Source organism: Roseofilum reptotaenium CS-1145 (assembly GCF_028330985.1).
Classification (GTDB): domain Bacteria; phylum Cyanobacteriota; class Cyanobacteriia; order Cyanobacteriales; family Desertifilaceae; genus Roseofilum; species Roseofilum reptotaenium.
In genome coordinates this window covers 15,913-42,425 of sequence record NZ_JAQMUE010000034.1, presented here as the reverse complement: position 1 = coordinate 42,425, position 26,513 = coordinate 15,913, and the positions used below count along the sequence as shown (strand labels likewise).

At 44.8% G+C, this 26,513-nt stretch carries 23 protein-coding genes, 1 tRNA gene and 1 pseudogene; 8 read left to right on the top strand and 17 right to left on the bottom strand.

Annotation, left to right across the window (positions count from 1 at the left end; genetic code table 11):
* The first annotated feature begins 40 nt into the window (after positions 1 to 40).
* Positions 41 to 1,132: an RIP metalloprotease RseP gene (rseP, locus tag PN466_RS05055; RefSeq protein ID WP_271937477.1), complete on the top strand. Its 1,092-nt coding sequence runs from the start codon at positions 41 to 43 to the stop codon at positions 1,130 to 1,132.
* A 231-nt stretch (positions 1,133 to 1,363) separates the two neighbouring features.
* Here rseP and PN466_RS05050 read toward each other — a convergent pair whose 3' ends face one another.
* Positions 1,364 to 1,972: a Uma2 family endonuclease gene (locus PN466_RS05050; protein WP_271937591.1), complete on the bottom strand. Its 609-nt coding sequence runs from the start codon at positions 1,970 to 1,972 to the stop codon at positions 1,364 to 1,366.
* A 776-nt stretch (positions 1,973 to 2,748) separates the two neighbouring features.
* Between PN466_RS05050 and PN466_RS05045 the strand changes: the two genes are divergently transcribed.
* A complete protein-coding gene (locus tag PN466_RS05045; protein ID WP_271937475.1) occupies positions 2,749 to 3,234 on the top strand; it encodes an IS110 family transposase in 486 nt (161 codons plus the stop codon).
* Positions 3,235 to 3,270: 36 nt separating this feature from the next.
* Positions 3,271 to 3,732, top strand: a complete 462-nt coding sequence (locus PN466_RS05040; RefSeq protein WP_271937474.1) for a transposase — start codon at positions 3,271 to 3,273, stop codon at positions 3,730 to 3,732.
* Positions 3,733 to 3,811: 79 nt separating this feature from the next.
* On the opposite strand, the gene PN466_RS05035 is transcribed toward PN466_RS05040, so the two are convergent.
* The 6 genes from PN466_RS05035 to PN466_RS05010 form a co-directional block, all read right to left on the bottom strand.
* On the bottom strand, positions 3,812 to 4,978 hold the full coding sequence (locus PN466_RS05035) for an NDP-sugar synthase (RefSeq protein WP_271937472.1): 1,167 nt from the start codon (positions 4,976 to 4,978) through the stop codon (positions 3,812 to 3,814).
* A gap of 173 nt (positions 4,979 to 5,151) precedes the next feature.
* Positions 5,152 to 5,982: a segregation/condensation protein A gene (locus PN466_RS05030; RefSeq protein ID WP_313898535.1), complete on the bottom strand. Its 831-nt coding sequence runs from the start codon at positions 5,980 to 5,982 to the stop codon at positions 5,152 to 5,154.
* 57 nt (positions 5,983 to 6,039) lie between these two features.
* Positions 6,040 to 7,452, bottom strand: coding sequence for a hybrid sensor histidine kinase/response regulator (locus PN466_RS05025; RefSeq protein WP_271937471.1), 1,413 nt, complete (start codon positions 7,450 to 7,452; stop codon positions 6,040 to 6,042).
* A complete protein-coding gene (locus PN466_RS05020; protein WP_271937469.1) occupies positions 7,445 to 10,249 on the bottom strand; it encodes a hybrid sensor histidine kinase/response regulator in 2,805 nt (934 codons plus the stop codon). Before PN466_RS05020 ends, PN466_RS05025 begins: the two co-directional genes overlap by 8 nt.
* A gap of 160 nt (positions 10,250 to 10,409) precedes the next feature.
* The gene (locus PN466_RS05015; RefSeq protein WP_271937467.1) at positions 10,410 to 11,666 is read right to left on the bottom strand and encodes a HetZ-related protein; all 1,257 of its coding nucleotides are present in this window, start codon (positions 11,664 to 11,666) and stop codon (positions 10,410 to 10,412) included.
* 570 nt (positions 11,667 to 12,236) lie between these two features.
* Positions 12,237 to 12,902, bottom strand: coding sequence for an L-threonylcarbamoyladenylate synthase (locus PN466_RS05010; RefSeq protein ID WP_271937466.1), 666 nt, complete (start codon positions 12,900 to 12,902; stop codon positions 12,237 to 12,239).
* Between the two features lie 17 nt (positions 12,903 to 12,919).
* Between PN466_RS05010 and larC the strand changes: the two genes are divergently transcribed.
* The gene (gene larC / locus PN466_RS05005; protein WP_271937464.1) at positions 12,920 to 14,179 is read left to right on the top strand and encodes a nickel pincer cofactor biosynthesis protein LarC; all 1,260 of its coding nucleotides are present in this window, start codon (positions 12,920 to 12,922) and stop codon (positions 14,177 to 14,179) included.
* 152 nt (positions 14,180 to 14,331) lie between these two features.
* Here the strand turns inward: larC and PN466_RS05000 are convergent, their stop codons facing one another.
* From PN466_RS05000 to clpS, 8 genes are all read right to left on the bottom strand, one after another.
* On the bottom strand, positions 14,332 to 15,693 hold the full coding sequence (locus PN466_RS05000) for a hypothetical protein (protein ID WP_271937462.1): 1,362 nt from the start codon (positions 15,691 to 15,693) through the stop codon (positions 14,332 to 14,334).
* Positions 15,694 to 16,114: 421 nt separating this feature from the next.
* Positions 16,115 to 16,196, bottom strand: a tRNA-Leu gene (locus PN466_RS04995).
* Positions 16,175 to 17,050, bottom strand: a complete 876-nt coding sequence (locus tag PN466_RS04990; RefSeq protein ID WP_271937461.1) for a M48 family metallopeptidase — start codon at positions 17,048 to 17,050, stop codon at positions 16,175 to 16,177. The genes PN466_RS04995 and PN466_RS04990 overlap by 22 nt, the downstream gene beginning before the upstream one ends.
* 228 nt (positions 17,051 to 17,278) lie before the next feature.
* Positions 17,279 to 17,470: a DUF2949 domain-containing protein gene (locus tag PN466_RS04985; RefSeq protein ID WP_271937459.1), complete on the bottom strand. Its 192-nt coding sequence runs from the start codon at positions 17,468 to 17,470 to the stop codon at positions 17,279 to 17,281.
* Positions 17,471 to 17,961: 491 nt separating this feature from the next.
* Positions 17,962 to 18,420, bottom strand: coding sequence for a DUF192 domain-containing protein (locus PN466_RS04980; protein WP_278002994.1), 459 nt, complete (start codon positions 18,418 to 18,420; stop codon positions 17,962 to 17,964).
* A gap of 170 nt (positions 18,421 to 18,590) precedes the next feature.
* Positions 18,591 to 19,286, bottom strand: a complete 696-nt coding sequence (gene nblR / locus PN466_RS04975) for a response regulator transcription factor NblR (RefSeq protein ID WP_271937456.1) — start codon at positions 19,284 to 19,286, stop codon at positions 18,591 to 18,593.
* Positions 19,287 to 19,322: 36 nt separating this feature from the next.
* On the bottom strand, positions 19,323 to 20,126 hold the full coding sequence (locus tag PN466_RS04970; RefSeq protein WP_271937455.1) for a CPBP family intramembrane glutamic endopeptidase: 804 nt from the start codon (positions 20,124 to 20,126) through the stop codon (positions 19,323 to 19,325).
* Between the two features lie 40 nt (positions 20,127 to 20,166).
* Positions 20,167 to 20,448, bottom strand: a complete 282-nt coding sequence (gene clpS, locus PN466_RS04965; RefSeq protein WP_271937453.1) for an ATP-dependent Clp protease adapter ClpS — start codon at positions 20,446 to 20,448, stop codon at positions 20,167 to 20,169.
* Positions 20,449 to 20,764: 316 nt separating this feature from the next.
* On the opposite strand from clpS, the gene PN466_RS04960 reads away from it, so the two are divergent.
* Positions 20,765 to 21,145: a hypothetical protein gene (locus tag PN466_RS04960; protein ID WP_271937452.1), complete on the top strand. Its 381-nt coding sequence runs from the start codon at positions 20,765 to 20,767 to the stop codon at positions 21,143 to 21,145.
* Here the strand turns inward: PN466_RS04960 and PN466_RS04955 are convergent.
* Positions 21,142 to 21,336, bottom strand: coding sequence for a hypothetical protein (locus PN466_RS04955; protein WP_271937451.1), 195 nt, complete (start codon positions 21,334 to 21,336; stop codon positions 21,142 to 21,144). The two genes, PN466_RS04960 and PN466_RS04955, sit on opposite strands and share 4 nt — an antisense overlap.
* A 289-nt stretch (positions 21,337 to 21,625) precedes the next feature.
* Here PN466_RS04955 and PN466_RS04950 point away from each other — a divergent pair, with 289 nt between their 5' ends.
* Positions 21,626 to 22,177: a hypothetical protein gene (locus tag PN466_RS04950; protein WP_271937450.1), complete on the top strand. Its 552-nt coding sequence runs from the start codon at positions 21,626 to 21,628 to the stop codon at positions 22,175 to 22,177.
* A gap of 36 nt (positions 22,178 to 22,213) precedes the next feature.
* Here the strand turns inward: PN466_RS04950 and PN466_RS04945 are convergent, their stop codons facing one another.
* Positions 22,214 to 23,020 carry a Uma2 family endonuclease gene (locus PN466_RS04945; RefSeq protein WP_271937448.1) on the bottom strand — a complete coding sequence of 269 codons (807 nt, stop codon included), beginning with the start codon at positions 23,018 to 23,020 and terminating at the stop codon, positions 22,214 to 22,216.
* A 156-nt stretch (positions 23,021 to 23,176) separates the two neighbouring features.
* Between PN466_RS04945 and PN466_RS04940 the strand changes: the two genes are divergently transcribed.
* Entirely contained in the window at positions 23,177 to 25,846 is a 2,670-nt protein-coding gene (locus PN466_RS04940) for a TIGR03960 family B12-binding radical SAM protein (protein WP_271937446.1), read from the top strand.
* A gap of 509 nt (positions 25,847 to 26,355) precedes the next feature.
* A pseudogene (locus PN466_RS26195) lies at positions 26,356 to 26,511 on the top strand (alpha-hydroxy-acid oxidizing protein); the annotation flags it as partial.
* Between the last annotated feature and the right edge of the window lie 2 nt (positions 26,512 to 26,513).

Genomic DNA, 26,513 nt, shown 5'->3' with positions numbered 1-26,513 from the left:
AGAAAATAGTGTTGTTCAGTGTTCAAGTTTATCAACTCCTATGGGTTATTTGGCAGCGATCGCAGTTCTTGTAGTTTTGATTATTGTGCATGAATTGGGCCATTTTTTGGCCGCCCGTCTACAGGGGATTCATGCCAACCGGTTTTCTTTAGGCTTTGGCCCCATCTTATGGAAATATCAGGGGCCAGAAACAGAATATGCGATTCGAGCCATCCCCCTAGGGGGGTTTGTCGGATTTCCAGATGAAGACCCCGATAGTACCATTCCCCCAGATGACCCCGATTTACTCAATAATCGTCCCTTATTAGACCGGGCGATCGTCATTAGTGCCGGGGTAATTGCCAATTTGATTTTTGCCTATCTGGTTTTGGTACTTCAGTTTGGGTTTCAAGGGGTTCCTGATGGCATTAATTATCAACCCGGAGTCTTAGTCCCTCAAGTCCTCTCCAGTGATACTCCTGCCGCCCAAGCTGGTATTCGTGTCGGAGATATTATTGTGAGTATCGATGGACAACCATTAGAGGCTTCAGAACGTGCGATTGGTGTAGTGCAAGAAACCATTCAATTGGCTCCCAACCAACCGTTAAACTTGACCGTTGAACGGGAGAATAAAATAATTCCGTTGCGAGTCACTCCTCAACCCGGGCCGGATGGAAAAGGACGGATTGGGGTACAGTTATTTCCCAATGGTACGCCCACCTATCGATCGCCTCAAAGCCTGTTTGAAGTTTTGGGTTTAGCCGCAGAGCAGTTTGAAGATATTGTGGTGCGGACGGTTCAAGGCTTCGGTCAACTGATCACCAATTTTAGCTCTATGGCTGGTCAAGTGGGCGGGCCGGTGAGAATTGTGGAGGAAGGGGCTAAGTTAGCGCGATCGGATTCCGGCAGTTTACTCTTTTTTGCTGCCATTATTAGTGTGAATTTGGCCATCTTAAATATCTTGCCCCTACCTGCCCTCGATGGGGGTCAATTGGCGTTTCTCCTAGTTGAAGGCTTGCGCGGTAAACCCCTGCCCACTAAAGTCCAAGAAAATGTCATGCAAACTGGGATTATGTTGTTATTAGGTTTAGGCATTTTCTTGATTATTCGCGATACCACCCAATTGGAGTTTATTCAACAACTTTTAGAGTAATACAGCAGTTTTCGCGCTTTATGTGGTACATCCTTATCCCCCCAACCCCCCTTAGAAAGCTAATCTTGTAGGGTTTTTAAGATATCTCAATTTGGCTAAAAAGCTCCAATATGGCAAGGTTTGTTGGTGTATTCACAATCTCAAGGGGCGAACGGCCATTCGCCCCTACCTGCCGGATCGTAACCCCTACAAGATTAGGTAAATACTCATGTTTAGCAAGTGTTTTTTCCTTTACGCCCAAACCCGTTTCAGCGTCAGCGTAAACCCGGGTAAAACCTCCTCCCCAGACAATATCATCGGATTCTCTAACACCTCAACGGCTTGACCTGGACGGCAAATTTCCACCTGTTTATTTTTTGGGTCAATCAACCAGCCCAACTGCGCCCCATTCTCTGAATATTCCTGCATCTTTGCCTGTAGTTCCTTGAGGCTGTCGGTTTTAGAGCGCAACTCAACTACAAAATCTGGGCACAATGGAATAAAAGCGTCCTGCTGTTCGGGGGTAAGGGCATCCCAGCGATCTTGACGAACCCAAGCCGCATCTGGAGAGCGGTTTGCACCATTGGGGAGTTGAAATCCTGTGGAAGAGTCAAAAGCTCGACCTAGGGTATCGTTGGCTTCATACCAAACACTGAGTTGACCAGTGATGCTGAGGTTACGATGACCCGTATTGCCACCTGTGGGAGGATTCACAATTAATTCTCCTGTTGCAGTTCTCTCCAATCTAAGTTCACGATTCGCCGCAGCCAGCATTGTAAACTGCTCTGGTGTCACATGCAGCGTCAATTCTTGGGGAAGCTGGAGCCATAGGGATTTTTGAGGGGGAGCCTGGACGACCATCATTGTGCTTTATACGGCTATTTTGGTCCCATTCTAGCCAATTTATGCCTCGATTTGAGCGATCGCATGTCTTAAGACTTAGACTCTACTGGTATTTTGAGGCGGCTTTTTGCTGTTCCTTTTGAAATTAAACCCTCTGGAGGATATTAAGATTAAAAATAAATTTTGTAGGCGCGGGTTTACCAAAATTCACGAGACAGAGGGAGCAATTCTGTGAACCCGCCCTCCCCCGTCCGTAATCCAACGTAATAGATGCCAGAAGATACAATAATTTCAGCGAAGGGCATGGGGCGGGTTTAGGATATCGATCTGTTTGTCTCCTAAATCTGGGTTAACCCGCCCCTTGTATCTTAAGAGAGGAGGCGATCGTTAGAGTTGGCGATCAGGCAAAGGAGGAGATCACGCTGGGTCAGCGATCGTTAAACAGCCAGCTCCATCAATGTAGATCAGGAGGAAAATAAAGAACAGACAAGACAACAGCCCCAGTTCGTCAGAGGAGAGGGAAAGTAAAGAAATGCTGAAATGATCATGCCCTAAGTACAGTTTTAGTAGAAAGATCGAGTGATGTGGCATCCGTTGAGTTGAAGCTGCCCCGCCCCTTAGATGACGACCCGTTAATCTGTTATGTAGATAAGCCAACTCAACTGAACACAGGCAATCTAAAAACTGGACAGTATCTAAGGCACTCATGAGAGCATAGCCTGCATGAACTCTCGTTAGTTATTTATCCTGCCTGTGACAGCCATGGGCAAAATATCCTATGTGGGGAAGCAAACATGGAAAAAACCGTTTTAGGGATCGATATCTCCAAAAAAGACTTTCATGTGGTTTGCCTCAAAGGAGGACAAAGCAGTAAACCAAGAAAGTTCAACAATGATAGTGAAGGCTTCGAGAAGTTACTCGCTTGGCTTCAAGGCAAAGAAGTATCTAAGCTCCATGCTTGCATGGAAGCCACCAGTACCTATGGAGAAGCACTGGCCGAATTCTTGGTGGGCCAACACTTCACCGTCAGTATCGTCAATCCAGCCCGGATTAAAGGATTTGCCAAAAGCGAACTGTTACGAACGAAAACTGACTGTGTGGATGCTGGGTTAATTGCTCGCTTTTGCCAAGCCATTAACCCCTCCCCTTGGACTCCCTTGCCAGTAGAGATCAAGGAACTTCAAGCCTTGATGCGACGCTTAGACTCTCTGGAACAGATGGCACAACAAGAGCGCAACCGTCTGGAAACCTCTACAGGTGTGATCGCTGAGTTAATCTGATCTCATCTACAGGGTATAGAGCAGCAAAAACAACAAGTGCAAGAGCTGATTCGAGACCATTTTCAGCGCCATCCCCACCTGGGAAAACAACAAGAACTATTAACCTCTATTCCAGGTATTGGTGAACTGACTGCTTCTGTTCTATTAGCTGAAATTGGTCAGATTGAAAATTATCACAGCCCTCGTCAGTTAGCTGCCCATGCGGGTTTAACTCCCAGCCAATGCACTTCTGGTACTTCGGTTCAACGTAAACCCCGCATTTCTCATACCGGTAATCGGCGTTTACGAAAAGCCTTGTATATGCCAGCGGTAGTGGCGATGAACCATAATCCTCTACTCAAGGCTTTCAGCCAGAGGCTATTGAATCGAGGTAAGGTGAAAATGCAGGTGATTGGGGCCGTTATGCGTAAACTTCTTCATTTGGCGTTTGCCTTGTTGAAGTCCCAAAAGCCTTTTGACCCCAATTACACGATCGCCGCCCCGATCTCCACCCCTTGATATCCAAGACAGTATCTACAGCATGGGTTGATCGCAAACATCGCCAAGAAGACATAAGAAACCGGATTTCTGGGTTGAGTTAAGAATCGGATTCTAACAATTCGGCGATCGCCTGTTGCTCTTTTGGAGGCACAGGCGGTGGCACGGCACGGGTATCCGTAATCAACCAATCTAAAGCAGCCGATCGCACATCAATCGATGCCCCGGTTTTATCCACACAATACCGTCCAAAGACCAGTTTATCGATCAATCGTACATCTGCACCCAGGCGAGAATACTCAAAAATTACACTATTTTCCACCGTCGCCCCGCTACAAATATGACAATTGGGGCCAATCATAGCTGGGCCGACAATTTTTGCACCATCTTCAATTTTGGTCATGCCGCCAATATAAACAGGCCCAGTAATATCCACCTTATCCCAATTAATCGCCACATTGAGACCGGTATAAATACCAGGAGAAACCTCGTGTCCAGGAATCGATACATTCTTGATTTCTCCGAGCAGCACCCCACGCACTGCTCGCCAATAGTCCGGCACTTTGCCAATATCAACCCATTGGAAATCCATGGAAATACCATAAAATGGCGCTCCCATTTCCACTAACTTGGGAAATAATTCGCCTCCAATATCATATTCCTGGCCAGAGGGAACATAATTGAGCACTTCTGGCTCAAAAATATAAATACCGGTATTAATATCTGTACTAATGGCTTCTTCAACGGAGGGTTTTTCTTGGAAGGCCTTCACCCGTCCATCCTCATCGGTGACGATTACCCCATAGCTAGAAACTTCCTCTTTGGGAACAGATTTCATAATCACCGTGGCGATCGCCCCTTTTTCCTTATGCCACTTAACCGCCTTCGTCAAATCCAAATCAATCAGGGCATCGCCACACAGAACCACAAAGGTATCATCAAAAAACGGATTATAATCTTGAATTCGGCGCATTCCGCCTGCCGAGCCTAATGCGTCCCCGACCAGAGTTCCATCAGATTCAATTCTTCCTTCAAAAGAATAAGCAATTTGAACCCCAAACCGTTGTCCGTCCCTAAAATAACTTTCGATTTCATTGGCCAAGTGGCTCACATTGACCATCACCTGGTCAAAACCATGCTGGCGCAATAGTTCCAGGAGAAACTCCATTACCGGTTTTTGTAGGATGGGAATCATCGGTTTGGGAATGGTGTAGGTGATGGGGCGGACACGAGTTCCCTTACCAGCCGCCAGAATCATGGCTTTCATAATTGTCTATTCCTCAACCACAGTTTTTTGATCACTACGGGTGTTCCAATACCTTAATCAGGATTGACCGATCAGGTCTTGGAGTTCGATAACAACCTGATCCTTGTGTATATAGGTTATCAGTGATTTTACTTCTTAACCTTGGCTTCTGTCGATTTTTGGCCAAAAAGTCGTTAAGCCGGACTCAGTTCGCCTAGGACGCGGATTTTTAGGTCTTGATAGAATTCTTCTTGCTTTAATTCGACTTTGGATTGGGCGGAGAGCAAAAGTAAACCCCAAAAGGTACCCACGCGATCGCATTGGGGATGGGAGACGAGCAGTTGCTCGAGTTCCAGCCATTCCGGTTGCTCTTCCTCAGCCAACCCATATTGACTGAGAAACTTCTCTAATTTTTCCGCCACTTCTGATAAGTTTTCCTCATGAGCCAACTGACGGATAGCTTTGGCTGTTTGAGCGCGAGAAAGGGCACGACGACGTGGTGACTTCCCCGAGCGATCTGCGAGCGTTTGGCTCATGGTTTGCAGTTGATCGATCAGCTCTTGCAGAGTTACTCGCCGTTGTTTCACCGGTCGTGCAATGGCTCGGCGACGCAATTGGTTTTCTAAGCGGAAAGGAATTCGAGGACGACTGCCATCCGGCTGATCGTCATAGTCCTCCATTTCGGCTGCTAAGTCTTCTGGAGAGAGGTCATTGCTATCTTCTTCTAAGCTTTCAGCTTTTAAGAGGACTAACATAGAGGCGTAGAGAAACACCTGACCTGATTCCGATAAGTCCGCCCGATTCACACTCTGGTCTTCGGGAGTCATGGCAGCACGGGCGTTAAGCTGCTCTAAGACGCGATCGATCACATCAATGACTTGCACATCCCAAGGATCGATTTCCCCCCGTTGAGCCATTTCGATCAGTAAGGAAATCCCCATATCTTGGGGAAAAGGGGAGGATTCCCACGATCGCAATTCCTCTGGTCGATCCGACTCCAAGGGAGGTAAGGAAGCAGAATTCATTAAGTGTGGACTCCAGATCGCGCTAGACTTCTCTTCTACTATAGCGAAGGGGTAATTCTACGTTACGGGCAGGGTAATGGTAAAGACACAACCGCGATAAAACTCCGTTTCGCTGGCACAAACGCTCGCTGAATGGCAGCTTAGTTTACCCCCATGTTTTTCTTCCACAATTTGCCGACTAATCGAGAGTCCTAAACCCGTCCCTTGTCCATAGGCTTTCGTGGTATAGAGATGATCGAATATTTTATTCTGAATCTCTTCGGGAATACCCTTGCCATTATCTTCAATCGTAATAATTACTTCCCGTTGGGAAGGCGACAATTGGGTTTGAATTGTAATTTGGTTGGGATTGCTTTCAATCTCTTGGAACGTGCGTCCTTGATTCGATTCATCTAAGGCATCAATAGCATTCGCTAGCAAATTCATAAACACCTGGTTCAGTTGACCCGGATAACAGGTAATTTCCGGCACATCTCCATACTTTTTGATAATGGCGATCGCTGGGCGCTCCTCCGTTGCTTTCAAGCGATGTTTGAGAATTAGCAAAGTGCTATCAATTCCTTCATGGATATCACTGCTGACCTTACTCGTTATATCCGATCGCGAAAACGTTCTCAAGGACCGACTAATATTACGAATCCGATCTGTTCCTTCGTGCATAGAACCAATCAAATCCGGCAAATCCTTCAGTAAAAAATCCAATTCAATTTCTTCATAATGGTCTTGAATTTCTAGATCGGGTTCTGGATAACACTGTTGATATAAATTTAGATGTTCAATAATATCCTGAATATACTGCTGGGCGTGGCTTAAATTTCCCATGATAAACCCCACTGGGTTATTAATCTCATGGGCAACTCCTGCCACCAATTGACCCAACGTAGACATTTTTTCATTTTGCACCAACTGCACCTGAGCATCTTGCAAATCTGTAAGCGCCTGTTGCAACTCAGCAGTTCGATCGTTTACCCGTTGTTCCAGCTCTTGAGTTAACGCTTGCAGGGCTACCTCAGCACGATTTTTTTCTTCGATTTCTTGCTTAAGTATTTCATTTTGTTCGGCTAACTTCTCAGCCATCTTCCTCAGTCTCAAATGTAGCCTTACCCTAGCTAACACCTCTTCTTGAGAAAAAGGTTTAGTAATATAGTCAACTGCTCCTAACTCCAGTCCTTTAACCTTATCCACCGTATCGGATAAAGCTGTCATAAAAATAATGGGAATAGCTTCCGTCTCCGGATTGGATTTTAACTGTCTACAGGCTTCAAATCCATCAATTCCCGGCATCATAACATCTAGCAAAATTAAATCTGGAGGGGCGTAGTTCACTTTTTCTAAAGCACTTTCTCCATCTCTAGCAACCCTAACCTCAAATCCAGATTCATCAAGAAAATCAGATAAAACAGCTAAATTATTGGGATTGTCATCTACAATTAAAATAATATTCAATTCGGGATCGCTATTCTTACTCATGACTGTCTCCTCTGAGGCTCTGATAATGAGTTTCAATGAGTTCGAGGAGTTCTTTTTCCTTAAACTCTTTTGCCAATCGATTGACTTGCTCACAGAAAGGACTCAGATCCGGATTAGCTTCAGCAATTAAACTCACTTTCTTTTGCATTTTCTTGAGATTTCCTTCCATTGCCAAGCGATATAATTCGGCTAGATTTTCTCGATCGGGGATCGAAAGAGTCTGAGAGGATTGAGAGACAATTGGAACCGCCAGATGTTCATCTGTTGTTTCGATGGATTCTGGTTGAGTAATCCACTCAATATTTAAGCAGCTTTGAATCTGTTCTAGAAGGCGATGAGTGTCTAAGGGTTTAGGTAAAAATGCATTCGCACCGACTTCTAGAGAGCGGTTGCGATCCTCTGCAAAGACACGCCCAGAAGAGACAATAATGGGTAAATCTTGCCAATTTTCACGCGATCGCACTTCTTTGATTAATTCAATGCCATCCATAACCGGCATGTCTAAATCAGTAATGATTAAATCGGGTACAAATACAGGCAGTAATGCTAGAGCCTCTTGACCCTGATTCGCTTGCGTGACAGTAAATCCCATAGGTGCTAAAAGATTAGTAATAATGGAGGGAGTCTCCCAATGAGCATCAACGACCATAATGTTGACACTTTCCAGTCCTTCAAATCCAATAATTTCTTTAGACTCCAGAGCAGTAAACTCCTCTGAAAATTGTAACACTTCAGGCAACTCTAAATCGAAAAAGAATAAACTTCCTTGACCGAGTTCACTTTCCACCTGAATTTCACTGCCCATCATTGCCACTATTTTTTGACTAATGGCTAATCCCAACCCAGTCCCTGAAGCTTTTTTAGATACATCTCCAACCTGTTCAAACGGCAAGAAAATGGCTTCCAGTTTTTCAGAGGAGATGCCAATACCACTATCTTGAATTTGAAAGCGAATTTTATGGATTTTTTGTTCTTTTGTATGATTTTTTTCTAAGGTTTTGATCTCAAACGAAACTTGCCCGGTATCCGTGAATTTAATTGCGTTGCCGAGTAAATTAATGAGAACTTGACGAATTCGTTTTTCATCAGCATGGATGCCATGAGGTAAGGCTGGATCGGGGGAATAATGAAAGGCGATTCCTTTTTGATCGGCACGAATCCGACAAATCTCGGCAACTCCGTCTAAAAAGGTATTAAAATTGATATCAGAGGGATCAATTTCTAGTTTTCTAGCTTCAATTTTAGATAGATCTAGAATATCATTGATTAGGGTGAGTAAGTGAGTGGCACATTGATGGATAATGTCAATTCCATCTTCTTCTTTTTCGGGGATATTGGGAGAGCGTTTTAAGATTTGAGTATATCCTAGGATACCATTGAGAGGAGTGCGTAATTCATGGCTCATGTTGGCGAGAAACTCGCTTTTTGCAGAATTAGCTGCATCGGCTGCTTCTTTGGCTTCTTTTAACTCAAATGTTCGCAATTGAACCCGGATTTCTAATTCCTCGTAAGACTGACGAAATCGAGCCGCCATTTGGTTAAAAGACCGAGATAAAATTTCTAGTTCATGAATTTTAGGTAATCGAGATTGATAGATATTTAAAGTTTGATCTAGGTTGCCTGCTGAAATTGATTCTAAGGCGTGAATTAAGTTCAAAATGGGTTTAGAAATCCAGCGGGCTGTTACTAATCCTAGACTGGCTGCCACCATCAAAGCGAAAAAACACAGTAAAATGGTATTGCGAATATTTTCGTAAATAACTCCCCTAAAGTCTGAATCAGGGATGATAACGACAATTAACCAATCGAGACCTTGATTATTTTCGATGGGAGTGACTTGGACAAATTGTCGTTGATGCTTAAATAAAAAACTGAGTTGATAGGATTCCTGGATTTGCTCAATATTCCCCCATTCAGTTTGTATCTGTTTCGTCGTTAATCGAATCAGGGCATGGGGACTATTTTCTGCGGTGATTGGAACGGAGGTTTGGAGTGGATTCTTGGAGGAGAGTTCGGGCAGAGAACTGGCAATTAAATCCCCCTGACTATTCATAATAAACGTTTGCCCCGATCGCCCAATCTGTAAGCCTTGTAAAAAATCGTTGATTTGGACTAGGCTGAGGCTGGTTTTGAGAACCCCAGTAATTTGGCTATCATTCTGGTATAGAGGCTGGCTTGCATTGAGGATGAGTTCTGGGGTTTGACTGGGATAAATCTGTTGTTGAGTCCAAATTAGATCTTTATTTTTTAGTGCTTCTTGATACCAGTTTTCCTGACGGAGATCCATAACAGAGTCTTGAGTCGATGACGACTGAGGATTTCCTTGGTTATCTAGAGTATAAATATTAATCTTTGGTGAAGGCTTGGGGCTACTGACAATCCATTCAAACGAGAAAGGAGTCAAACGATGATTAACGGCACGGAAATAACCATCGGTGCTGGCAAACCCAATTTGGGAAATCTGGGGAAACAGTTGAATGTGTTGCCATAAGTGAGTGCGAACCGCTACTTCATCATTGATGTTTAATTGACCGCTGGCGATCGCCTGTGCATTAATCTGATTAACTAAATGAGGCGTTTGCAGATAGGTTGCTAGATGTTCATCAATGCGAGCGGTGAGTTCATTTCGCAGTTGAGTCGTCACCTGTTCAACCGCAGTTTCACCATTGCGTAGGGAAAACCAACCGGTTAAACCCACTGCGGCAAAAATCTGAATTAGAAAAGGTACAATCAGAACCCAACCAAGCGGTACTTGTTTAGACTCTGGAAATAAAGGGTTTTTAAGTTTCCCTGCCATGAGCGGGTTTGAAGGGGAGAAAATAAAAGGATGGATTGATGGGATGCAACAGATTTAATCTTCAATAGTAGCATAAGGTCAAAAGGGGAGGGGAGAGTGTTCGAGGTGAACAGTCTGAATTGAAGATCCCCTTTATCACATCCTCACTGCGCTGTTCTCATTAAGAGTTGACTTGATTACGTGCCTTCCAAGCCAATTCCAGTAATTTATTCCAGCGCTTTTGTAATTGCTTCGGGGTGCAACCAATGGTCGTGGCAATTTGAGCATCCTCAATTCCCGCTTGCTTGAGTTGGAACAGTTGTTGCTGCTCAGGAGCCAATTGATTGAAGAACTGTTGCCATTGGGAAGGAGCCATGCCGAGATTTTGATCGAGATCTGCACCGAGCCATTGGTGAACCAAATGCCAGTTATGGAAGCGGGAAAATTTCTCTACATGGTACTTAAACCGTTGTTGCAGATAATCCCGTTGGCGAGGAGTCAAGTCCAGGGTTTCATCAATTTCCGTAGCTGAGAAGTCTTGCAGCTTGAGCTTCAGGTAATCAATACAATCAAATTGTTCCTGAGCTTCGAGATATTGGGTTAATTCCCGAATCACACGATCGCGCAATACTGACTCTGAGGGATCAACCGCACCAGCAACCATTTTCTCCCGAATTTGATGGAGTGCAGGATCTCTACTATACATTTGCGCTTCTTCCGTCTTACCCGACTCCACTGCCATTTCCATATCAACCGACATCTCTTGCGGTTGACGGCGAGAAAACCCTTGCGCTCTGAGGACAATCAAGCGTTGGGAAATGCCCCCCGGTAAATTAATCCGTCGTTTGGCATATTGTTCCGTAAACGCCATATATTCAGCTAATTCTAGGCGAGTGCGAGGGCTATAGTCTTGAGTCAGTTCATTTTCCCGACGGAAAGCTTTGAGAGTTTCCACATAAAAGCTTTGCATGAAGTCTTCAATTAAACTATAGCGAGCCTTAAATCCCAACCGAGCGCTACTTTTCGCCACATGGCGATATACCATCACACTCAAATTACTATGGAGTTCGGTGCGACCTTGATGGGAGCCAAGCTTATAGTATTGCAAGCATTTTTCAATCCGGTTATTGGCTAACGTCCGTTGCCAAGATTCAATAATTCCCGATTTTTGAATGCGATCGCTCTTTTGGCAAATGCGCTCTACTTCCCGTGCCATCCGTTTAGCTACACTCTGAATCGAGCGGCAATTAATCTGCATCGCACTGCGAATCTCGCGGCTAATTAACTCTAGTAAAGCGTCTACATCCATTACCGTCTCAGAAGACTCCGGAATTTCCTCCTTAACGGTTGCACAAGAATTAAGAACCGTTAAAGAAGGTTGTTGGTTAATTTGATGGGCGTTAGAGAGGGTAGCAGACTGGCTGGACTTGGTATTCATAATTTCAATCTCCTTTGGGTTGAATGCACTCCGGTGATGACACCGCTTCGGTTGGAATTCCTCGCGCTGTCTATACTCTGACTGTAGGTGTCCCTCAGAAAATGAAGGGGTGCTACTGTGGCACTCTTTGATCTGTGCAGATCTACCCCATCACAGGAGCGCAGGAAAAGACTTGGCGATCACACCTTCAGGTGCGATCGTCCAAACCATTGTCAACGTTAGACTTTAAGCTATTTTGAATTCCCTGATTTGGGGGGAGAGTCGCCAACCCCCAGAGAACTCCTCAGTAGGACAATTGCAGGACTGGCTAAAAAATATAGCAACCGCCTTGGCACTTAGGACAGACGTATAATTCTGGAACCTAAAATCTATTGCCTTTCCCTAGACTGTGTGGGGTAGATGCCTCTGAGGTTCCCTGATTCCTTAACCCCTAAGAAGATCATCAAACCCTAGGGGTGATGATCCTCCAGATTAGATCCCTTGCATAAATGGGCAGAATATGAATAGTAATGCAGGAATCCTGTATCTAATACCTATTCCCTATTCCCTCACCTTCTGCAAGAAGTCTATTTAACTTGCTTCGGACACCCAATCCGATGCTGCTTCCCATCCCAGACCTTCACGCACAATTTTTGGTTCCATGGCGGTTAAATCCAAAACGGTGGAAACTTGGGATTGAACCGGTAAACCATCATCAATAATGATATCCACCAGCTTATCGAGACGGTCAAAGAGTTCTTGTGTAGAGGTATATTCGGGAGCGCTGGGAGTAGCGGACATTTCCTCATCCCCCACTAAGTGCGCGGAGGTGGAAATCAGAGGATTATCTAGGGCTTTTAAGAGATCTAAGCAAATGGGATTATTGGGGACTCTAATTCCTGTTGTCCGGCGTTTGGGAGACATCACGAGACGGGGAACCGCCTTGGTTGCAGGCAGCAAGAAGGTATAGGGGCCAGGAATTAAACGTTTCATAGTTCGATAGGCCACATCACTAACTGTGGCATAGCTGGCCACATTGGAGAGGGAAGAACAGAGGAAGGTTAACGGTTTATCATTAGAGAGTTGCTTAATCCGTCTGACGCGCTCAATGCCTGATTTAACATTGAGATCGCAACCGATCGCATATACCGTATCGGTTGGATATAACATCACCGCTCCATCCTGAAGAGCGCTTTTGATCTCTTGGAGGGTTCGCTGTTGCGGTGTTTCTGGATGCAGGGTATACAAGATTGCCATAACTTGGGGGTAGATGAATGAATAAAATAGGGTATCTGGATTGTCCCACCGGTTTAGCCGGTGATATGTGTTTGGGTGCTCTGGTGGATGCGGGAGTTCCTCTAGAATACCTGCAAGAGGAATTAAAATCCTTACAGATTGAGGATGAGTATCAGTTACACTCTGAAAAAGTTACTCATCAGGGTCAAGTGGGGACGAAGGTGCATGTGGATCTGATGCATTCCCACGATCATCATCATCATCATCACGATCATCCCCACGGCAGCCGCCATTTACCGGAAATTGTAAAAATGATTGAGGAGGCTAAACTTGCGCCACGAGTGGAAGAGCGCAGTTTAGCGATTTTTCAACGTTTGGCTTTAGCTGAAGCGGCAGTTCATGGAATTGAACCGGAGCGAGTTCATTTTCATGAGGTGGGGGCAACGGATGCTTTAGTGGATATTGTGGGGACTTGTTTGGGATTGGAGTGGCTGGGGATCGATCGCCTATTTTGTTCGGCACTACCGACGGGAGGGGGTACGGTGAAGGCAGCTCATGGCATTTTACCGGTTCCCGCTCCAGCGGTGTTGAAGTTGTGGGAAATGGCCCAGGTTCCCGTTTACAGTAATGGTATTAAGCGGGAGTTGGTTACCCCGACAGGAGCGGCGATCTCCACTACATTAGCCACCAGCTTCGGTTCTGTTCCCTCCATGCAGTTAGAAAAGGTAGGATTAGGAGCAGGATCGGCCCAGTTACCGCTACCCAATTTAGTCCGTTTGTGGGTGGGTTCTCCAGGAGAGCAGGAGGGTTTAGAGCAGATAGCGGTGTTGGAGACTCAAATTGACGATCTTAGTCCCCAGGCGATCGGCTATTGCTGCGATCGACTCTTTGCTGCGGGAGCATTAGATGTCTTTACCCAACCGATCATGATGAAAAAATCCCGCCTAGGCGTACTATTAACCGTCATTTGTCCACCCGCTCAAATTACTACCTGTGAAACAATCGTATTCCAGGAAACCACCACATTAGGCATTCGCCGTACCCTCCAAGAGCGTTCCATTTTGCGTCGAGAACTCCGCACTCTAGAAACACCCTATGGTTCAGTTCAGATTAAATTAGCCTGGAGAGGTGACCAACTCTCCAATCTACAACCCGAATATGAAGATTGCGCCCAGCTTGCCCGCCAACATAATCTTCCCTGGCGACAGATTCATCAAACTGCCCTAGAATTAGCCTTACAACAGTTCGATCTTTCAACCATTAATATCCACTCCGGAAAATCAGTGACTCATGGTTAATTGAATTCACTATCTAGCAGAGAAAGGGAGAGTTAGGACATTTTCTATTGCTAGAGTTCCTATTGCCTCAAACCATAACCCAACTGTCCTAACCAACTCCTTCTCTGCTATACCACAACCCTATTCCCTATTCCCCAGCGCAAAGCTCTATATCACTCCTCTTCTTCCAGGAAATCTTCATGATTTTCATGAACAAAATCCACTGGCTTATCCATATTCAGTTGGGAAAAAATTTGATATTTATCTAAATTTGATTCAGTCTGACTACCCAAGCTTTTTTGGTCAATCCGAACTAAGTTGTATTGGACATTATCCGCATAAATCGCAAAGGCAATATTCAACACCTCCATGAAATTAATCAACCACTTACATTCCTGTTCTGGATAATTTTTGTAATAGCTAATTAAATCGGCAATCCGAGCTTCGAGGTGAACCCTAGTTGGCTTACTGATTAAGATGAGTTTCAGCATCATTGTCACCAACGTCAGAGGATTATTCTGAGCTACCCACAGCACAAATAAAGTCGAAGGAGTAGTGCGATCTTCAGTCGTCAGATATTCTACAACTCGGTTACACGTTCTCAACTGTAGCGCTCTAGTTACGGGAAGACCATCATAGTCAGTATACACATTTTCTAACTTAACGGATAATTGGTTTTCAATCAAATGGATAAAAGCAGTATCATTGACTGAAAAAACGAGGTAACGCTGAAGAGCTTGCTTAAATTCATGATAACTAATATCCTGAGTTTGTTGTAGAAAGATATTGGCTAAATTAAGATAGTTGTATGGCCCGCGTCTGAGGAGGATGGTTTTAATCAGATGTAAAACTTCATCGCCTAAACGAGTCGGGTTTTTAGGCGCTTCATCAGTCCGCTTATGGGTAAGCTGAGACCGGGTTGTGTACATGGCTAAATCAAACTTGAACTTTTCTTTAAGTTCTTGAGATCGTACTTTAGCAGCTTGGCGTTGTTCGGCAGAGTTTTGGAGATTAGTGTATTGGGGAACTAACAGATAGGACGTGTAGCGATCGCTCCAAGTCTGTTCTTCTAAGTCAAATTTAGCGCAAAAAAGTTTAATTCCTTCATAATCAGGACTGTTGATAAAGTTTAGCGTCCATGCTTTAAGTCTCTTAATGGGAATAGAATGGCTATTACGACCGATTTTTTGAGATTCAAAACTGCCCACTAAATCCCGCACGGCATCATGATGTCTGCTCGCTTCCCAGTTGTTAATCAGAATATAACAACAGCGTTTTAAAGTATGGGAAAAATTTTCTTCTTTATTGGCAAATACAAGAGAAAACAACGCCTGATTTACCGCTGGATCGTTAATTTCAGTATGATCGATAAATAATCTTCTGAATTGTTGCAGAACTTGATCTGGACTATCTGTTTTAACAATAGCTAAGAAATAACGATAAATGGTCTCTTGATATTGACTAGTATTTTTTCTTAGCTCTGTTGTTTTGAAACCAGAGGGTGGATAGTTTTGATCCATTAAGCTAGATCCCATGGTAATTGCCCCTTTTTCGATGGTTCTGCACCCCAAGCCATATAGCGCAGCAATTTTGTTTAAGCTTTGCTATATTAGAAACTTTTGAGTTATCTCATTAATACGATCAAATCCTACATCAAATCAGAGGATTCCAATTTTTCTTTACTTATCAGGTTAACCTATTTCCGGGTCAATTGGGTGTAATGCCAGCAGGCTCCCAGGTTTGTGCAAAGCAGGGAACAATAGGCAAGACTATATTTTGCCCTTCCAATAACCTTAACCAAAATTAAAACTGTCTTGATTCGTAGTGCTGTGATACAGCTCAGATGGTGCATTAGCGACAGATTAGGGTAAGGGTTTTTACCCATTCTTCCATCTTTTTGTAATAATTATGGCAAGGAGGGCCTAGAAATCTCAAATTTATTGAATTTTTTGGGTATGGGCGGAGAGAGACTCGAACTCTCATACCCGAAGGTGCCACATTTTGAGTGTGGTGCGTCTACCAATTTCGCCATCCGCCCTTGCGAACACTTTCAGAATTATAGCCTATTTTTAGAGTTTGCAACAGGTTTTCATAATCTTGGGTACTTGCCCATCGATCCACTTCCCTAGCGCGGAGTACGGGAACTGGGTGAGTGAGTTCAGCATTTTGTGCTTGTTTGAGCAGTTGACCCAGTTCGCTATCATCAATTTGATCGTAGGCACGGGCTTGATCAATAAAGGCATCTAAGTTCAGTTGGGGAGCAAGAGAGGGCGATCCACCCGCGAGTTTCATTAAGACGGACATGACGGTTCTGGGATTTTGGCTCACTAAGAGGGCGGAGCGATCGCAGGAAAATTCTGCACATCTTACCCATTCCATTAACTGGGTTTGCAGTTGTTGAGCCATGAGGCTTCCCCAGGCGGGGACTAAACTAGCTCCGAGTACCATCAAATTCGCTAACGTCAGGTATACCCCATGGTCGCATTTGAGATGGCCTAACTCATGGGCAATAACGGCTTGAATTTCTTCAGGGGTGAGTAGTTCAATGAGGGAGGTATGAACGACCATGAACGGTTGCCGTCCTCGCATGGCGAAGGTATAGGCATTGGGAACCGGATGTTGTTTGATGTAGAGTTGGGGCGGTTCGAGGTCTAAGATCCGGCTGGCTTCTAGGAGTAGCTGGTGTAAATGGGGCAGTTGGCGATCGCTCACCAAAATACTTGAGGCAATATTATCCAAATAGAAATATTTTTCCCCCAGTGGAGCGAGTAAATTACGGATCACCATATCCAGTCCGGGCAGTTGCTTGAGCGCTTGTGTCGCTTCTCGATCCAGGGGATGACGGAAATGATCGGCTTTAAGTCCTCTTAAAATTAGTTTTGATAACTCCATAGAACACTTCAAGTTTCACAATTAGGGAATTGAGCTGAATGCACAGAACCAACTTCCCAATTATTGTAGCAACAATTGCCAAAAGGGGGCTGAATCTTCAACCCCCTTTTGGATGGTGAGCCTTTTCAGGATGTGCCGAAAAAGCGCGATCCAGGAATTAATTAGAATCTGTTTGAGAGCGATGATAAAATCCTAGCCTCCATAGTCTGATTCAACTTGATTCAATCTCTAGGCGGTTTCGAGCCAATCAAAGATTTGATCGAGTTGCTCTAAAGTGACTAAACCATATTGCCATAACACCATAGGTAAGGGGCCGGGATCGTGCTCGCATTGTCTCATTGCTAAGGAGATCGAAGAAGAAGAGATAGATAACTCGTCTTGTAAAAATCGAATTAGTTTGGCGTAGCTTCCGGGGGACATAATCAAATTTTTCACCTCATTGTCTTAAAAGTGTATTGTGAAATCAGAATTTGTTAATTGGGTGGTGGGGGAGTCAGTTTATATTCTGTCCCCATCGTACAAGCATAAATCAAGAGATTTAATCCTTGATGTGATCTTCTCCCATCTTGAAATAGGATCTCGATCACATTCTGATCAAAGGTAAGAGTCTGGTAAACCGGATCTAAAGTTCCGGGGGATCTGGACGGTTCTGAGCGCAGCTTGACCCGTTTCACTAGATCTTTGGATATTGATTATAACTTTATTAGGGTTTAAGTTCCTAACTCTATCAAATCTTTACGGTTTTGTAAACCCTTTTACAGATTTTTAACGAGTTTTGCCTTTGGGGATCAACTCTGAGCCATCGAGATTGGAGACTAAACGAGCAAAAACCCTTGACCCGTAAGGGATCTGGAAACAGATTGGGTAAGGGGGAGGAGGGAGGGAGGAATCGACAGTTGTGTTCTGTATATTTAGAGAGAATCTAAAAACTGAATCTCAAGACGATCGCCCACTTGTAGACCTAACTCTGCTGCTCGTCCAGAGCGCAACTCAATCACCTGATTGACCGGTTCATTTGGGCCATAAACGGGACACGAAGCTGTGTTACAAGGAGGAACAGAAGCGGCGATCGCCTTCACTTCTCCATCAAGCAAAAATATCATATCTAAGGGAACCGGGACATTTTTCATCCAAAATGTCAGGAGTCTAGAATCAGCAAATGGGAATAACATTCCCCGATTGTCCGGTAATGCTGGTCGATACATTAATCCTAAAGCTTGTTGTTCGCGAGTGCGAGCGACTTCTAGTTCAATGATTTCCCCGGCGATCGCCACTTGTGCGGAGACTTCTAACTGCTGTCCCTTGAAATTCTCCTCAGAGATTGGATCGACAGCAAGAGGGGGAGCCGTCGATCCGGCACATCCAATCATCCCCAGACTCAACAACAGAGCTAACCCTACCACAGCGATACTAGAGCGCTTTGACCTCTTGTAAGCTGCGTTTTGATCTTTGCTAGCTCCTTGGAAAGGGTGATTTAGGAGGATCGAGATGTACTCAATTGTAGAGGAAAATCTGGTCACTGTTCTCTGCTTTCTCATGGCTAAGGTTCCCGCAAAACATATCCAACTCCGCGCACCGTCTGAATGAGACGCTTTTCACCCTCATGTTCAATTTTCAGTCGTAAGTAACGGATATAGACCTCAATCACATTCGATTCTCCCATAAAGTCATATCCCCAAACTTGTTCCAAAATCTGTTCGCGGGTTAAGACATCACGGGGATGTTCTATCAAGCACTTGAGCAGTTCAAATTCCTTCATCGTTAACTCGATCTCCCGTCCATCCCGAAAAGCTCTGCGAGAACCGAGATCCAAAATCAGGTCACTAAAGCGCAACTGTTCATTATTTTCCGTATCGCTTTTGATATACAGGCGCAGTCGTTCTAAAAAATCTTCTGTACGATAGGGTTTAATGAAATAATCATCTGCTCCGGACTCTAGACAAGCCACCCGGTCTTCTACTGTATCTTTGGCCATTAACATTAATATCGGGGCTACAATTCCCTGTCCCCTCATTTTTTCACAAACGCTTAACCCAGAATCTCCCACTAACATGCGATCGATAATTACTAAATTGGGTTTAATCTGATCGACTTGAGTCAGACAGAGTTTCGGATCGCTTGCCACAACTGGATCGTAACCCGATTCTCGTAAGTCCAGACTCATTTTTTCAGCTAAGTTTGTATCACTCTCAATCACTAGGATACAAGGGTGAGACTCAACGACAACGGTGTTCATAAGATTCGAGGTTACCCCGTAAGGATGCCTGGTTTATCAGGGATTTGAGCGTTTCAGCAGTCTTCGCGATCGCCGTCTGACCCAAAAGCCAATCCCACTGAGAAATAATATTCCCATCATACCCGCTAGGGGATTTTGATCAATACCGGTTATCCAAGAGGGAACCGTTTGTGTATATTCAATCAACTGACCCACATTAATTACATAAAATGTAGCCACTAACCCCGTGTGCAAACCAATGGATAATCCTAATCGTCCATAGGTTGCATATTTTGCCCAAACTAGGGTTAAACCTAACAGCACCAAACCAGGAAACTGAACCCAGGTTCGCAGAATTTCCCCCAAGGGTTTAATAAAGTGCAGCACCGCAAAAATTAGGGTGTTGATCCAAGCACTGCGGTTCGGAGAATAGTCCTGTTGCAGTTCACTCAGGAACCACCCGCGAAAAAACAGCTCTTCTGCACAACCGACTCCGAAACCAACGAGAATGGCTTCTAAGATGACTTGAGCCATTGATGGGGGTAAAGGTCTCCACGTTACCCAACCCATCAATTCTTGTATCGTAAACAATCCTAAGAGTAGAGAAACGGCAATCCACAAACCGGCGAAAAACTCTAAGCGATTTGCTCGGTTTAAACTCACTCCATAGTATTTACCCAGATGGGGAATGGGGTCAACCCATCGAGACCAAACATAAACCAGCAACAGGAACTCGATATACAAAATCCCCATCGCCAAAATACTTTGCCAGTTAGGATCTCGAACCCAGAGATAAATAGGCAAGGTAATGGGTAACCAAACACACAAAAGCACCACCAAAAATCGGAGGATTCTTTGCATGGCTGGTGCTTTTTTTCTTTCCCTTATGGGGTTAGAGGTCTTATTCTTCTGGCTCAATGGTGCTAGTGAGTCCGTGATTATTCAGAGTTTCACAGTAGAACTCAGCATGTTCTTGAGCGCAGGTAATCACTAAGGCTAGTCCACTATTGTGGGCTTCCATCATAATACTCACGGCCTGGGGCTGAGTTAAACTCGATACTGTTTTTAGGAGTGTTTCGACGACATACTCCATGGTGTTGAAGTCGTCGTTATGGAGTAGAACCCGATAACGAGGGGCAATTTTGCGAGTTGTTGACCGTTTTTCAATGGTTTCCACAGACATAGCTTTAGACCTCTGGTGAATGAATCAAAGGAAAGCATTTGTATTTGAGTGATTAAATGCTAAGAACTCTGATTGGCTTGATACAGCGCTCTTTGATAGACCTAAAGTGAAATTATAGCATTCCTTAGGAGGAAGTGTGAAGTTTTGTTAAAGTGTTCTAGGGTAGGTATAGCGCTTGGCACTAGGGAATAGGGAATAGCTTGTATTACTTAGGGTCTAACCCTTCAGGCTGTACTCCTTCAGAAGAGAGAATCGCTGTATACTAGACTTTTAACGCTATAACGGGTGATTAGTGATTCACTACTCTTCAGTAATAATGGAGAACTGGAACAACATCCAACCTTGTCAAATTGTATATTTAGAAGTGAACGGCGATCGCCTCTATACTGAAGTGATTCAGATTGTTATCGCGAGAGGTTTGGCTTGGGTGCGCCCTTTAATTTTGGTGACATCGACTGAGAATGATAGCCCCCTGTCAACGGATCTGCCCCCCTATTATGATGTACGCCAGGGCCCAGATCTCTTATGGCCAGTCCATGCATTCCATCTGGCCTTTGACACAGAAGTGATTCCTATTATTACTCAATTAGGAGCAATGCACCCCGCTGATTCTAAGAGAAGTGAACACCATCAGCAGTTACGATCCTTTATTGATCGTCTATGGAATCTTCATCAGAACCCAGAATCAGAACACTAGGGGTTAGAAACCAATTGAATACGCCCTTCATCCATTTCGCTCATCAACAATTCTAGGGCTTCATAATCGACATCGGAAATATGGCCTAAGCGCGTTAATTCGGCATTAATGGCATTTTCTAGTTCGGGGGTGAGCCGTTTTAGGTAGAGAATCTGTTCTACCAGCCGACGGATTAAACTGGTGGGTGTCATGATTGAACCTCACTTTTTTGATATACCTCTAGTTAACTGTCAATATCTAGGCTCAGATGTGATCGAATTAGTGCAAATTAAGTGACTTCGATCACCAAATGCTGGGGATCATGAGGGATCAAGGTTTAGCCAGATCGATTGGTTAAAGTAATGATACCTATAAGAGAAGTCCCGAAGCTGGGTAACTCTCAAGGGAATGCTTTTAAAATTTGAGTGGGGAGGAGACGGAGACACGGAGAATGGAATAATTCTAAAGGGACGGTTGTGCAAAATGCTAATGAAGTTTGAGATGAAACCAGTAGATGAATTAAGACATTTATTATACTCCTCCAACCCAGAAGATAGAGTAGAGTGGGCTGGACTAATTATATTTAAGATTCACTGTCAAGGTAATGCCGATCGAGTTCTCCAGAATTGTCAAGAAGCTTTGTCAGTGGTGCTTAAGCAATATGAAAAAGATTGGCCATCTGAAGAAGAGTGGTATAACCTATTGCCAAAATGGTTTGTTGAACGCTGTGGCCTGGAACGAACAGATGAAGAAATAGAGCAAGAGATAGAGAAATGGAATACTCTTTCTCTAGAAGAACAGGAAGAAGAAATTGAAAACATTAAATGGTCAGTAATGGAGTGGATTGGTTGTTTTGATTTATCCTTTAACGAAAGATACTGGTTTTGGTGGGACGCAATTATTCAAGACTCCAATACTCTATTTATTGCTCTTCAGGTCGTGGACGATCCAATACCTTATGGTTCTTTTTCATGGTTATTGAGAGCATCCGGTGCAATTATGATTCAAGAAACATCGGATGAAATGTTAACTGAATTAGGGGTAAATTTATAGGTTTAAGATGATTTCGTTATTTGTACTCTGAAAAAACTACAATAGAGCATCGGGATCGATATTTAATTGTTGTAGTTTCTCCCGTAGCTGTTGTAAATCGGATTCGGCGCGATCGGCTCGTTCTTGTTGCCTCTCTAGCTCTAGTTCAGCCCCCTCTGCTCGCTGTTGTTGGAGATCGGCTCTGTCTCGTTCGAGTTCCTTTTCTTGGCGTTCACTCTCTAGCTCTAATTCAGCACTCTCTGCTCTCTCCTCTGGAGTTGGATAGCGATCGCCCTTCTCATCATACCAATAGAGCCATTCTCTGGTAATGCCTTGATAAGTGCCGCGATCGCTACCAATACCTAAATTCAGTTCCGGTAACCATACCGGTTCCCCAGATAATAATTGATATTGACCCTCCTGAAGTTGATAAACCTCTAATCTCTGTTGCTGTGTTCGCAGAGGATTATAGATGACATAGTAGGGAACTCCCAGTTGGGCATATTGTTGTTTTTTCTGGCTATATTCTCCTCTTCGGGTTTTTGAGACAACTTCTAACACTAAAGTCGGAACTTGTTGCTCTTCCCAAAGAACATAGGATAAACGTAAACCTTCATCCCTGATTCTGGGCACACCGATACTCAAAAAACCATCGGGGACAATTGCCGGTTGGTTCGGATCGGTGTAAACTCCCATATCTACACCAAAAAACCAATCCATGCGCTCTGACCAAATAGAGGCCAACATTGCTTTGAGAAGAGTGGGAATTAAATCTTGCAGTTCGTTATCCACAGGGGTTTCATCTGAGTCGGGTAAATCTTGAGCTGAGGGTAAGTGATCTCTAGGATAGGATTTGAGGTGCATAAGCTGAACCAGGGTTTCTCTTGATTTTATCGCGATCGCTCTCAAACCTAAAAGACAGGCGAATCGTTCCTACGATATCCTAGAGGTTTGTACGATCGCTCCCATTGACGGCGTAATCGTCATATCGAGAACACAGATTATACGAGAGGTGAACTTATGGTTATTGCCATCGATGAATTACTGACCCCCGATATCCATAAACCCGCTCGCTACATCGGTAAGGAATTAGGGGCAGCTTATAAGTCTTGGTCAGAGACATCTGTGCATTGGGTGTTGAGTTATCCGGAATTGTATGAATTAGGCTCATCCAATCTGGGGCATCAGATTCTATACAATATTATTAATGCCCAACCCCGCCAACTGTGCGATCGCACCTATTTACCCGGCCCTGACCTCAGTGCTAAACTCCGGGAGACCCAAACGCCTCTCTTTGCCCTTGAATCTCGTCGTACTCTGCAAGAATTCGATATCATTGGCTTTAGTCTCAGCTACGAACTCGGAGCCACCAATATCCTGGAAATGCTCGATCTTGCTCGTATTCCCTTCACCTGGGAAGAGCGAAACCAGGGTGATTTTCCCCTAATCTTTGCCGGTGGACAAACCGCTACATCCAACCCGGAACCTTATTCCCAATTCTTTGATTTTATGGCTCTGGGAGATGGGGAGGAATTGCTGACAGAAATTGGCTTAATTGTCGAAGAAAGCTTAAATAATACCTTAAGCCGCTTAGATTTACTCCTGGATCTGGCGCAAATTCCCGGAGTCTATGTGCCCCAATTTTATCAACCCATGCCAGACGGAAGTGTGGTTCCCCTGCGGGATGATGTACCCGATCGCATTTTACGACGAACAGCTCCCCCCATGCCCGCCTATTCCGTCGCCCTTGTGCCCTATATTGAAACTATCCACGACCGTTTAACTATGGAAATTCGGCGCGGATGCACCAGAGGTTGCCGCTTTTGCCAACCGGGAATGCTCACTCGTCCAGCACGAGATGTTGACCCAGATGAGGTGATTGAGGCGATCGAACAAGGGATTCAAACCACGGGCTATAATGAAATCTCCCTCCTTTCCCTCAGTTGTTCCGACTATCTTGCCCTTCCTGCGGTCGGACTCGAACTCAGAAACCGTCTTCAAGAGCGAAAAATTGCCCTCTCCCTTCCCAGTCAACGGGTAGACCGCTTTGATGAAAACATTGGTAACCTCGTTGGAGGGACGCGCAAAAGTTCCCTCACGTTTGCTCCCGAAGCGGGAACCCAACGGATGCGCGACATTATTAATAAAGGGTTGACGAATGAGGAACTCTTGCGTGGGGTAAAGAGTGCTTACGATCAGGGATGGGATCGGGTTAAACTTTACTTTATGATTGGCTTGCCTGGAGAAACGGACGCAGATGTGTTAGGTATTGCTGAAACGGTCCATTGGCTCCAGCAAGAATGTTATACTCGCGGTCGCAAACGCTTGGGGGTTACTCTCACTATCTCCAACTTTACGCCTAAACCCCATACTCCTTTTCAGTGGCATAGCGTGTCTACCGCAGAATTTGCACGCAAGCAGGACTTATTACGTGAAGAATTTCGGCAGATGCGGGGAGTCAAGGCCCATTTTACCGATATCCGATTATCGGCCATGGAAGATTTTCTTTCAAGGGGCGATCGCCAACTCGGCCCGGTTATCCTGGAAGCTTGGAAGCGTGGTGCGGGGATGGATGCCTGGTGGGAGAGTCTCGATACGGCCTATAATGCTTGGGAAGAGGCGATCGAGCAAGCTGGACTTACTTGGAAATATCGCCAAATTACCGAAGGAACCTGGCACGCGCTTCCTGACCACCTTTCGGAGAATTCTTCCTCACCTCGACTCCGCTCATCACCTCGACTCCGCTCGGTGAACGCTTCTGAGTCTCTGTTAGAGCAACCCCTTCCTTGGGATCATATCGACACTGGAATTAGCAAAACCTGGCTCAAAGACGACCTCAAACGCGCCCTCGAAGCCACCACCGTTCCCGACTGTTCCTTTGAAAGTTGTTCCCACTGCGGAGTCTGTGGAACCAACTTCGGCCATAATATCGTTGTCACCCCACCTCCCATTCCCACTCTAGAAGTTCGCGACAATACGAAAGTACCGCCGGTTCAACGCTTACGAGTCAAATGGGGCAAACAGGGAGAAATGGGACAAATCAGTCATTTAGACTGGTTAAGACTGCTTGACCGGGCAGTACGTCGCGCTGGCTTACCGGTTGCCTATAGTGGAGGATATCATCCCGGCCCCCGCATCATGGTCGCCAGTGCCCTCTCGTTAGGCATCACAAGCAGTGGCGAATTAGTCGATTTTGAATTAACCCAGCCAGTCGCACCGGAAGACTTTTTACAGCGTCTTCGCGCCCAACTGCCTGCGGAATGTCCCCTTTACGAGGCGATAGAAGTCCCCTTAAAAGGGAAAAGCAGCGCCAAGTTATTAGAGCGGGCAGAATATCAGATTATCCTAGAGTGTTCTGTGGCTGTTATTTCCCAGGAATGGCAAGATTGGATTCAGGCTATTTTAGACCGTGAGGAAATCATTAAGGAAGGCAAAACTAAATCTGGCAAACCCAAACGAGTTAACCTTCGCGAGCAGTTATTTGAATTAGAGTTAGAATCAGTTTCTGCTGAAGGTTTGGCACAGGTTCGTTATCTGGGCAGTTGCCGCAATGACGGAACTCTATTGCGTCCCATGGATGTGGTTTATCTGTTTGGATTCATTAGTCGTGGTTCTGAAAATTCTTCAGATTCACCGGAGTTTTCCGTGCGTCATACTCACCGCAAACAATTGATTTTATTGGATGAGTAATGGGGGAAGTTTGTCCATCATCCGGTACAGAGTAATCTTCTGGATGTGGTTTTGGGTGCGGGTTTGGGTGCGTTACACTGTCGATAACGTACCCAAATGTGCCAAATTAGCTGAAACAGTCCAGTACTCTTGGTGCAGTTCTCGATCAAATCGTCGATACGTTTCGCGAACAAATGAAACTTGATAAGGTTGATTTTGAGACTTTGTAGCTCAACAAACGGGGTGCGCCCCGTGTTCCTCCCTGGAAAATCTGTTATGATTGGCTGTGGAATAAAATCTTTCCTTCGTGGGCGTTTGCAAAGTTTCAGAAGCAGAAGCAAGTGGTCGCAAAACCGGGAGCTAGAGTTGGTTCCCAACCCAGAGGATTGCTGTATTGCGGTGGGGAAACCGAATAATCCGCCCCAAGAATTACGAGCGAATTAGGGATATCAATTACAATTAAAAGTCCCGGTTTCGGGGTATTTGCTGTAATGGTCGGAGGTAAAGCCTTCGCTTATCAACATGGTCGAGAACGCCTTTTTCATCACGAAGGAGAGCGTGCGATTGCGAGAGCGGATGCAAAATATAGCACAATGTTTAGGGGGTCTTCACTGGTGACTATCACCGTTGAAGAAATTGCAGAGATCGCAAACACGCCGAAGATGTTTCAGTTCTACTTCAATAAAGT

Bases quoted from the DNA above. Each gene is read 5' to 3' on its own strand.
- rseP (WP_271937477.1), top strand. From the start codon at position 41: ATGGGTTATTTGGCAGCGATCGCAGTTCTTGTAGTTTTGATTATTGTG.
- PN466_RS05050 (WP_271937591.1), bottom strand. From the start codon at position 1,972: ATGGTCGTCCAGGCTCCCCCTCAAAAATCCCTATGGCTCCAGCTTCCC.
- PN466_RS05045 (WP_271937475.1), top strand. From the start codon at position 2,749: ATGGAAAAAACCGTTTTAGGGATCGATATCTCCAAAAAAGACTTTCAT.
- PN466_RS05035 (WP_271937472.1), bottom strand. From the start codon at position 4,978: ATGAAAGCCATGATTCTGGCGGCTGGTAAGGGAACTCGTGTCCGCCCC.
- PN466_RS05030 (WP_313898535.1), bottom strand. From the start codon at position 5,982: ATGAATTCTGCTTCCTTACCTCCCTTGGAGTCGGATCGACCAGAGGAA.
- PN466_RS05025 (WP_271937471.1), bottom strand. From the start codon at position 7,452: ATGAGTAAGAATAGCGATCCCGAATTGAATATTATTTTAATTGTAGAT.
- PN466_RS05020 (WP_271937469.1), bottom strand. From the start codon at position 10,249: ATGGCAGGGAAACTTAAAAACCCTTTATTTCCAGAGTCTAAACAAGTA.
- PN466_RS05015 (WP_271937467.1), bottom strand. From the start codon at position 11,666: ATGAATACCAAGTCCAGCCAGTCTGCTACCCTCTCTAACGCCCATCAA.
- PN466_RS05010 (WP_271937466.1), bottom strand. From the start codon at position 12,902: ATGGCAATCTTGTATACCCTGCATCCAGAAACACCGCAACAGCGAACC.
- larC (WP_271937464.1), top strand. From the start codon at position 12,920: ATGAATAAAATAGGGTATCTGGATTGTCCCACCGGTTTAGCCGGTGAT.
- PN466_RS05000 (WP_271937462.1), bottom strand. From the start codon at position 15,693: ATGGGATCTAGCTTAATGGATCAAAACTATCCACCCTCTGGTTTCAAA.
- PN466_RS04990 (WP_271937461.1), bottom strand. From the start codon at position 17,050: ATGGAGTTATCAAAACTAATTTTAAGAGGACTTAAAGCCGATCATTTC.
- PN466_RS04985 (WP_271937459.1), bottom strand. From the start codon at position 17,470: ATGTCCCCCGGAAGCTACGCCAAACTAATTCGATTTTTACAAGACGAG.
- PN466_RS04980 (WP_278002994.1), bottom strand. From the start codon at position 18,420: ATGATTGGATGTGCCGGATCGACGGCTCCCCCTCTTGCTGTCGATCCA.
- nblR (WP_271937456.1), bottom strand. From the start codon at position 19,286: ATGAACACCGTTGTCGTTGAGTCTCACCCTTGTATCCTAGTGATTGAG.
- PN466_RS04970 (WP_271937455.1), bottom strand. From the start codon at position 20,126: ATGCAAAGAATCCTCCGATTTTTGGTGGTGCTTTTGTGTGTTTGGTTA.
- clpS (WP_271937453.1), bottom strand. From the start codon at position 20,448: ATGTCTGTGGAAACCATTGAAAAACGGTCAACAACTCGCAAAATTGCC.
- PN466_RS04960 (WP_271937452.1), top strand. From the start codon at position 20,765: ATGGAGAACTGGAACAACATCCAACCTTGTCAAATTGTATATTTAGAA.
- PN466_RS04955 (WP_271937451.1), bottom strand. From the start codon at position 21,336: ATGACACCCACCAGTTTAATCCGTCGGCTGGTAGAACAGATTCTCTAC.
- PN466_RS04950 (WP_271937450.1), top strand. From the start codon at position 21,626: ATGAAACCAGTAGATGAATTAAGACATTTATTATACTCCTCCAACCCA.
- PN466_RS04945 (WP_271937448.1), bottom strand. From the start codon at position 23,020: ATGCACCTCAAATCCTATCCTAGAGATCACTTACCCTCAGCTCAAGAT.
- PN466_RS04940 (WP_271937446.1), top strand. From the start codon at position 23,177: ATGGTTATTGCCATCGATGAATTACTGACCCCCGATATCCATAAACCC.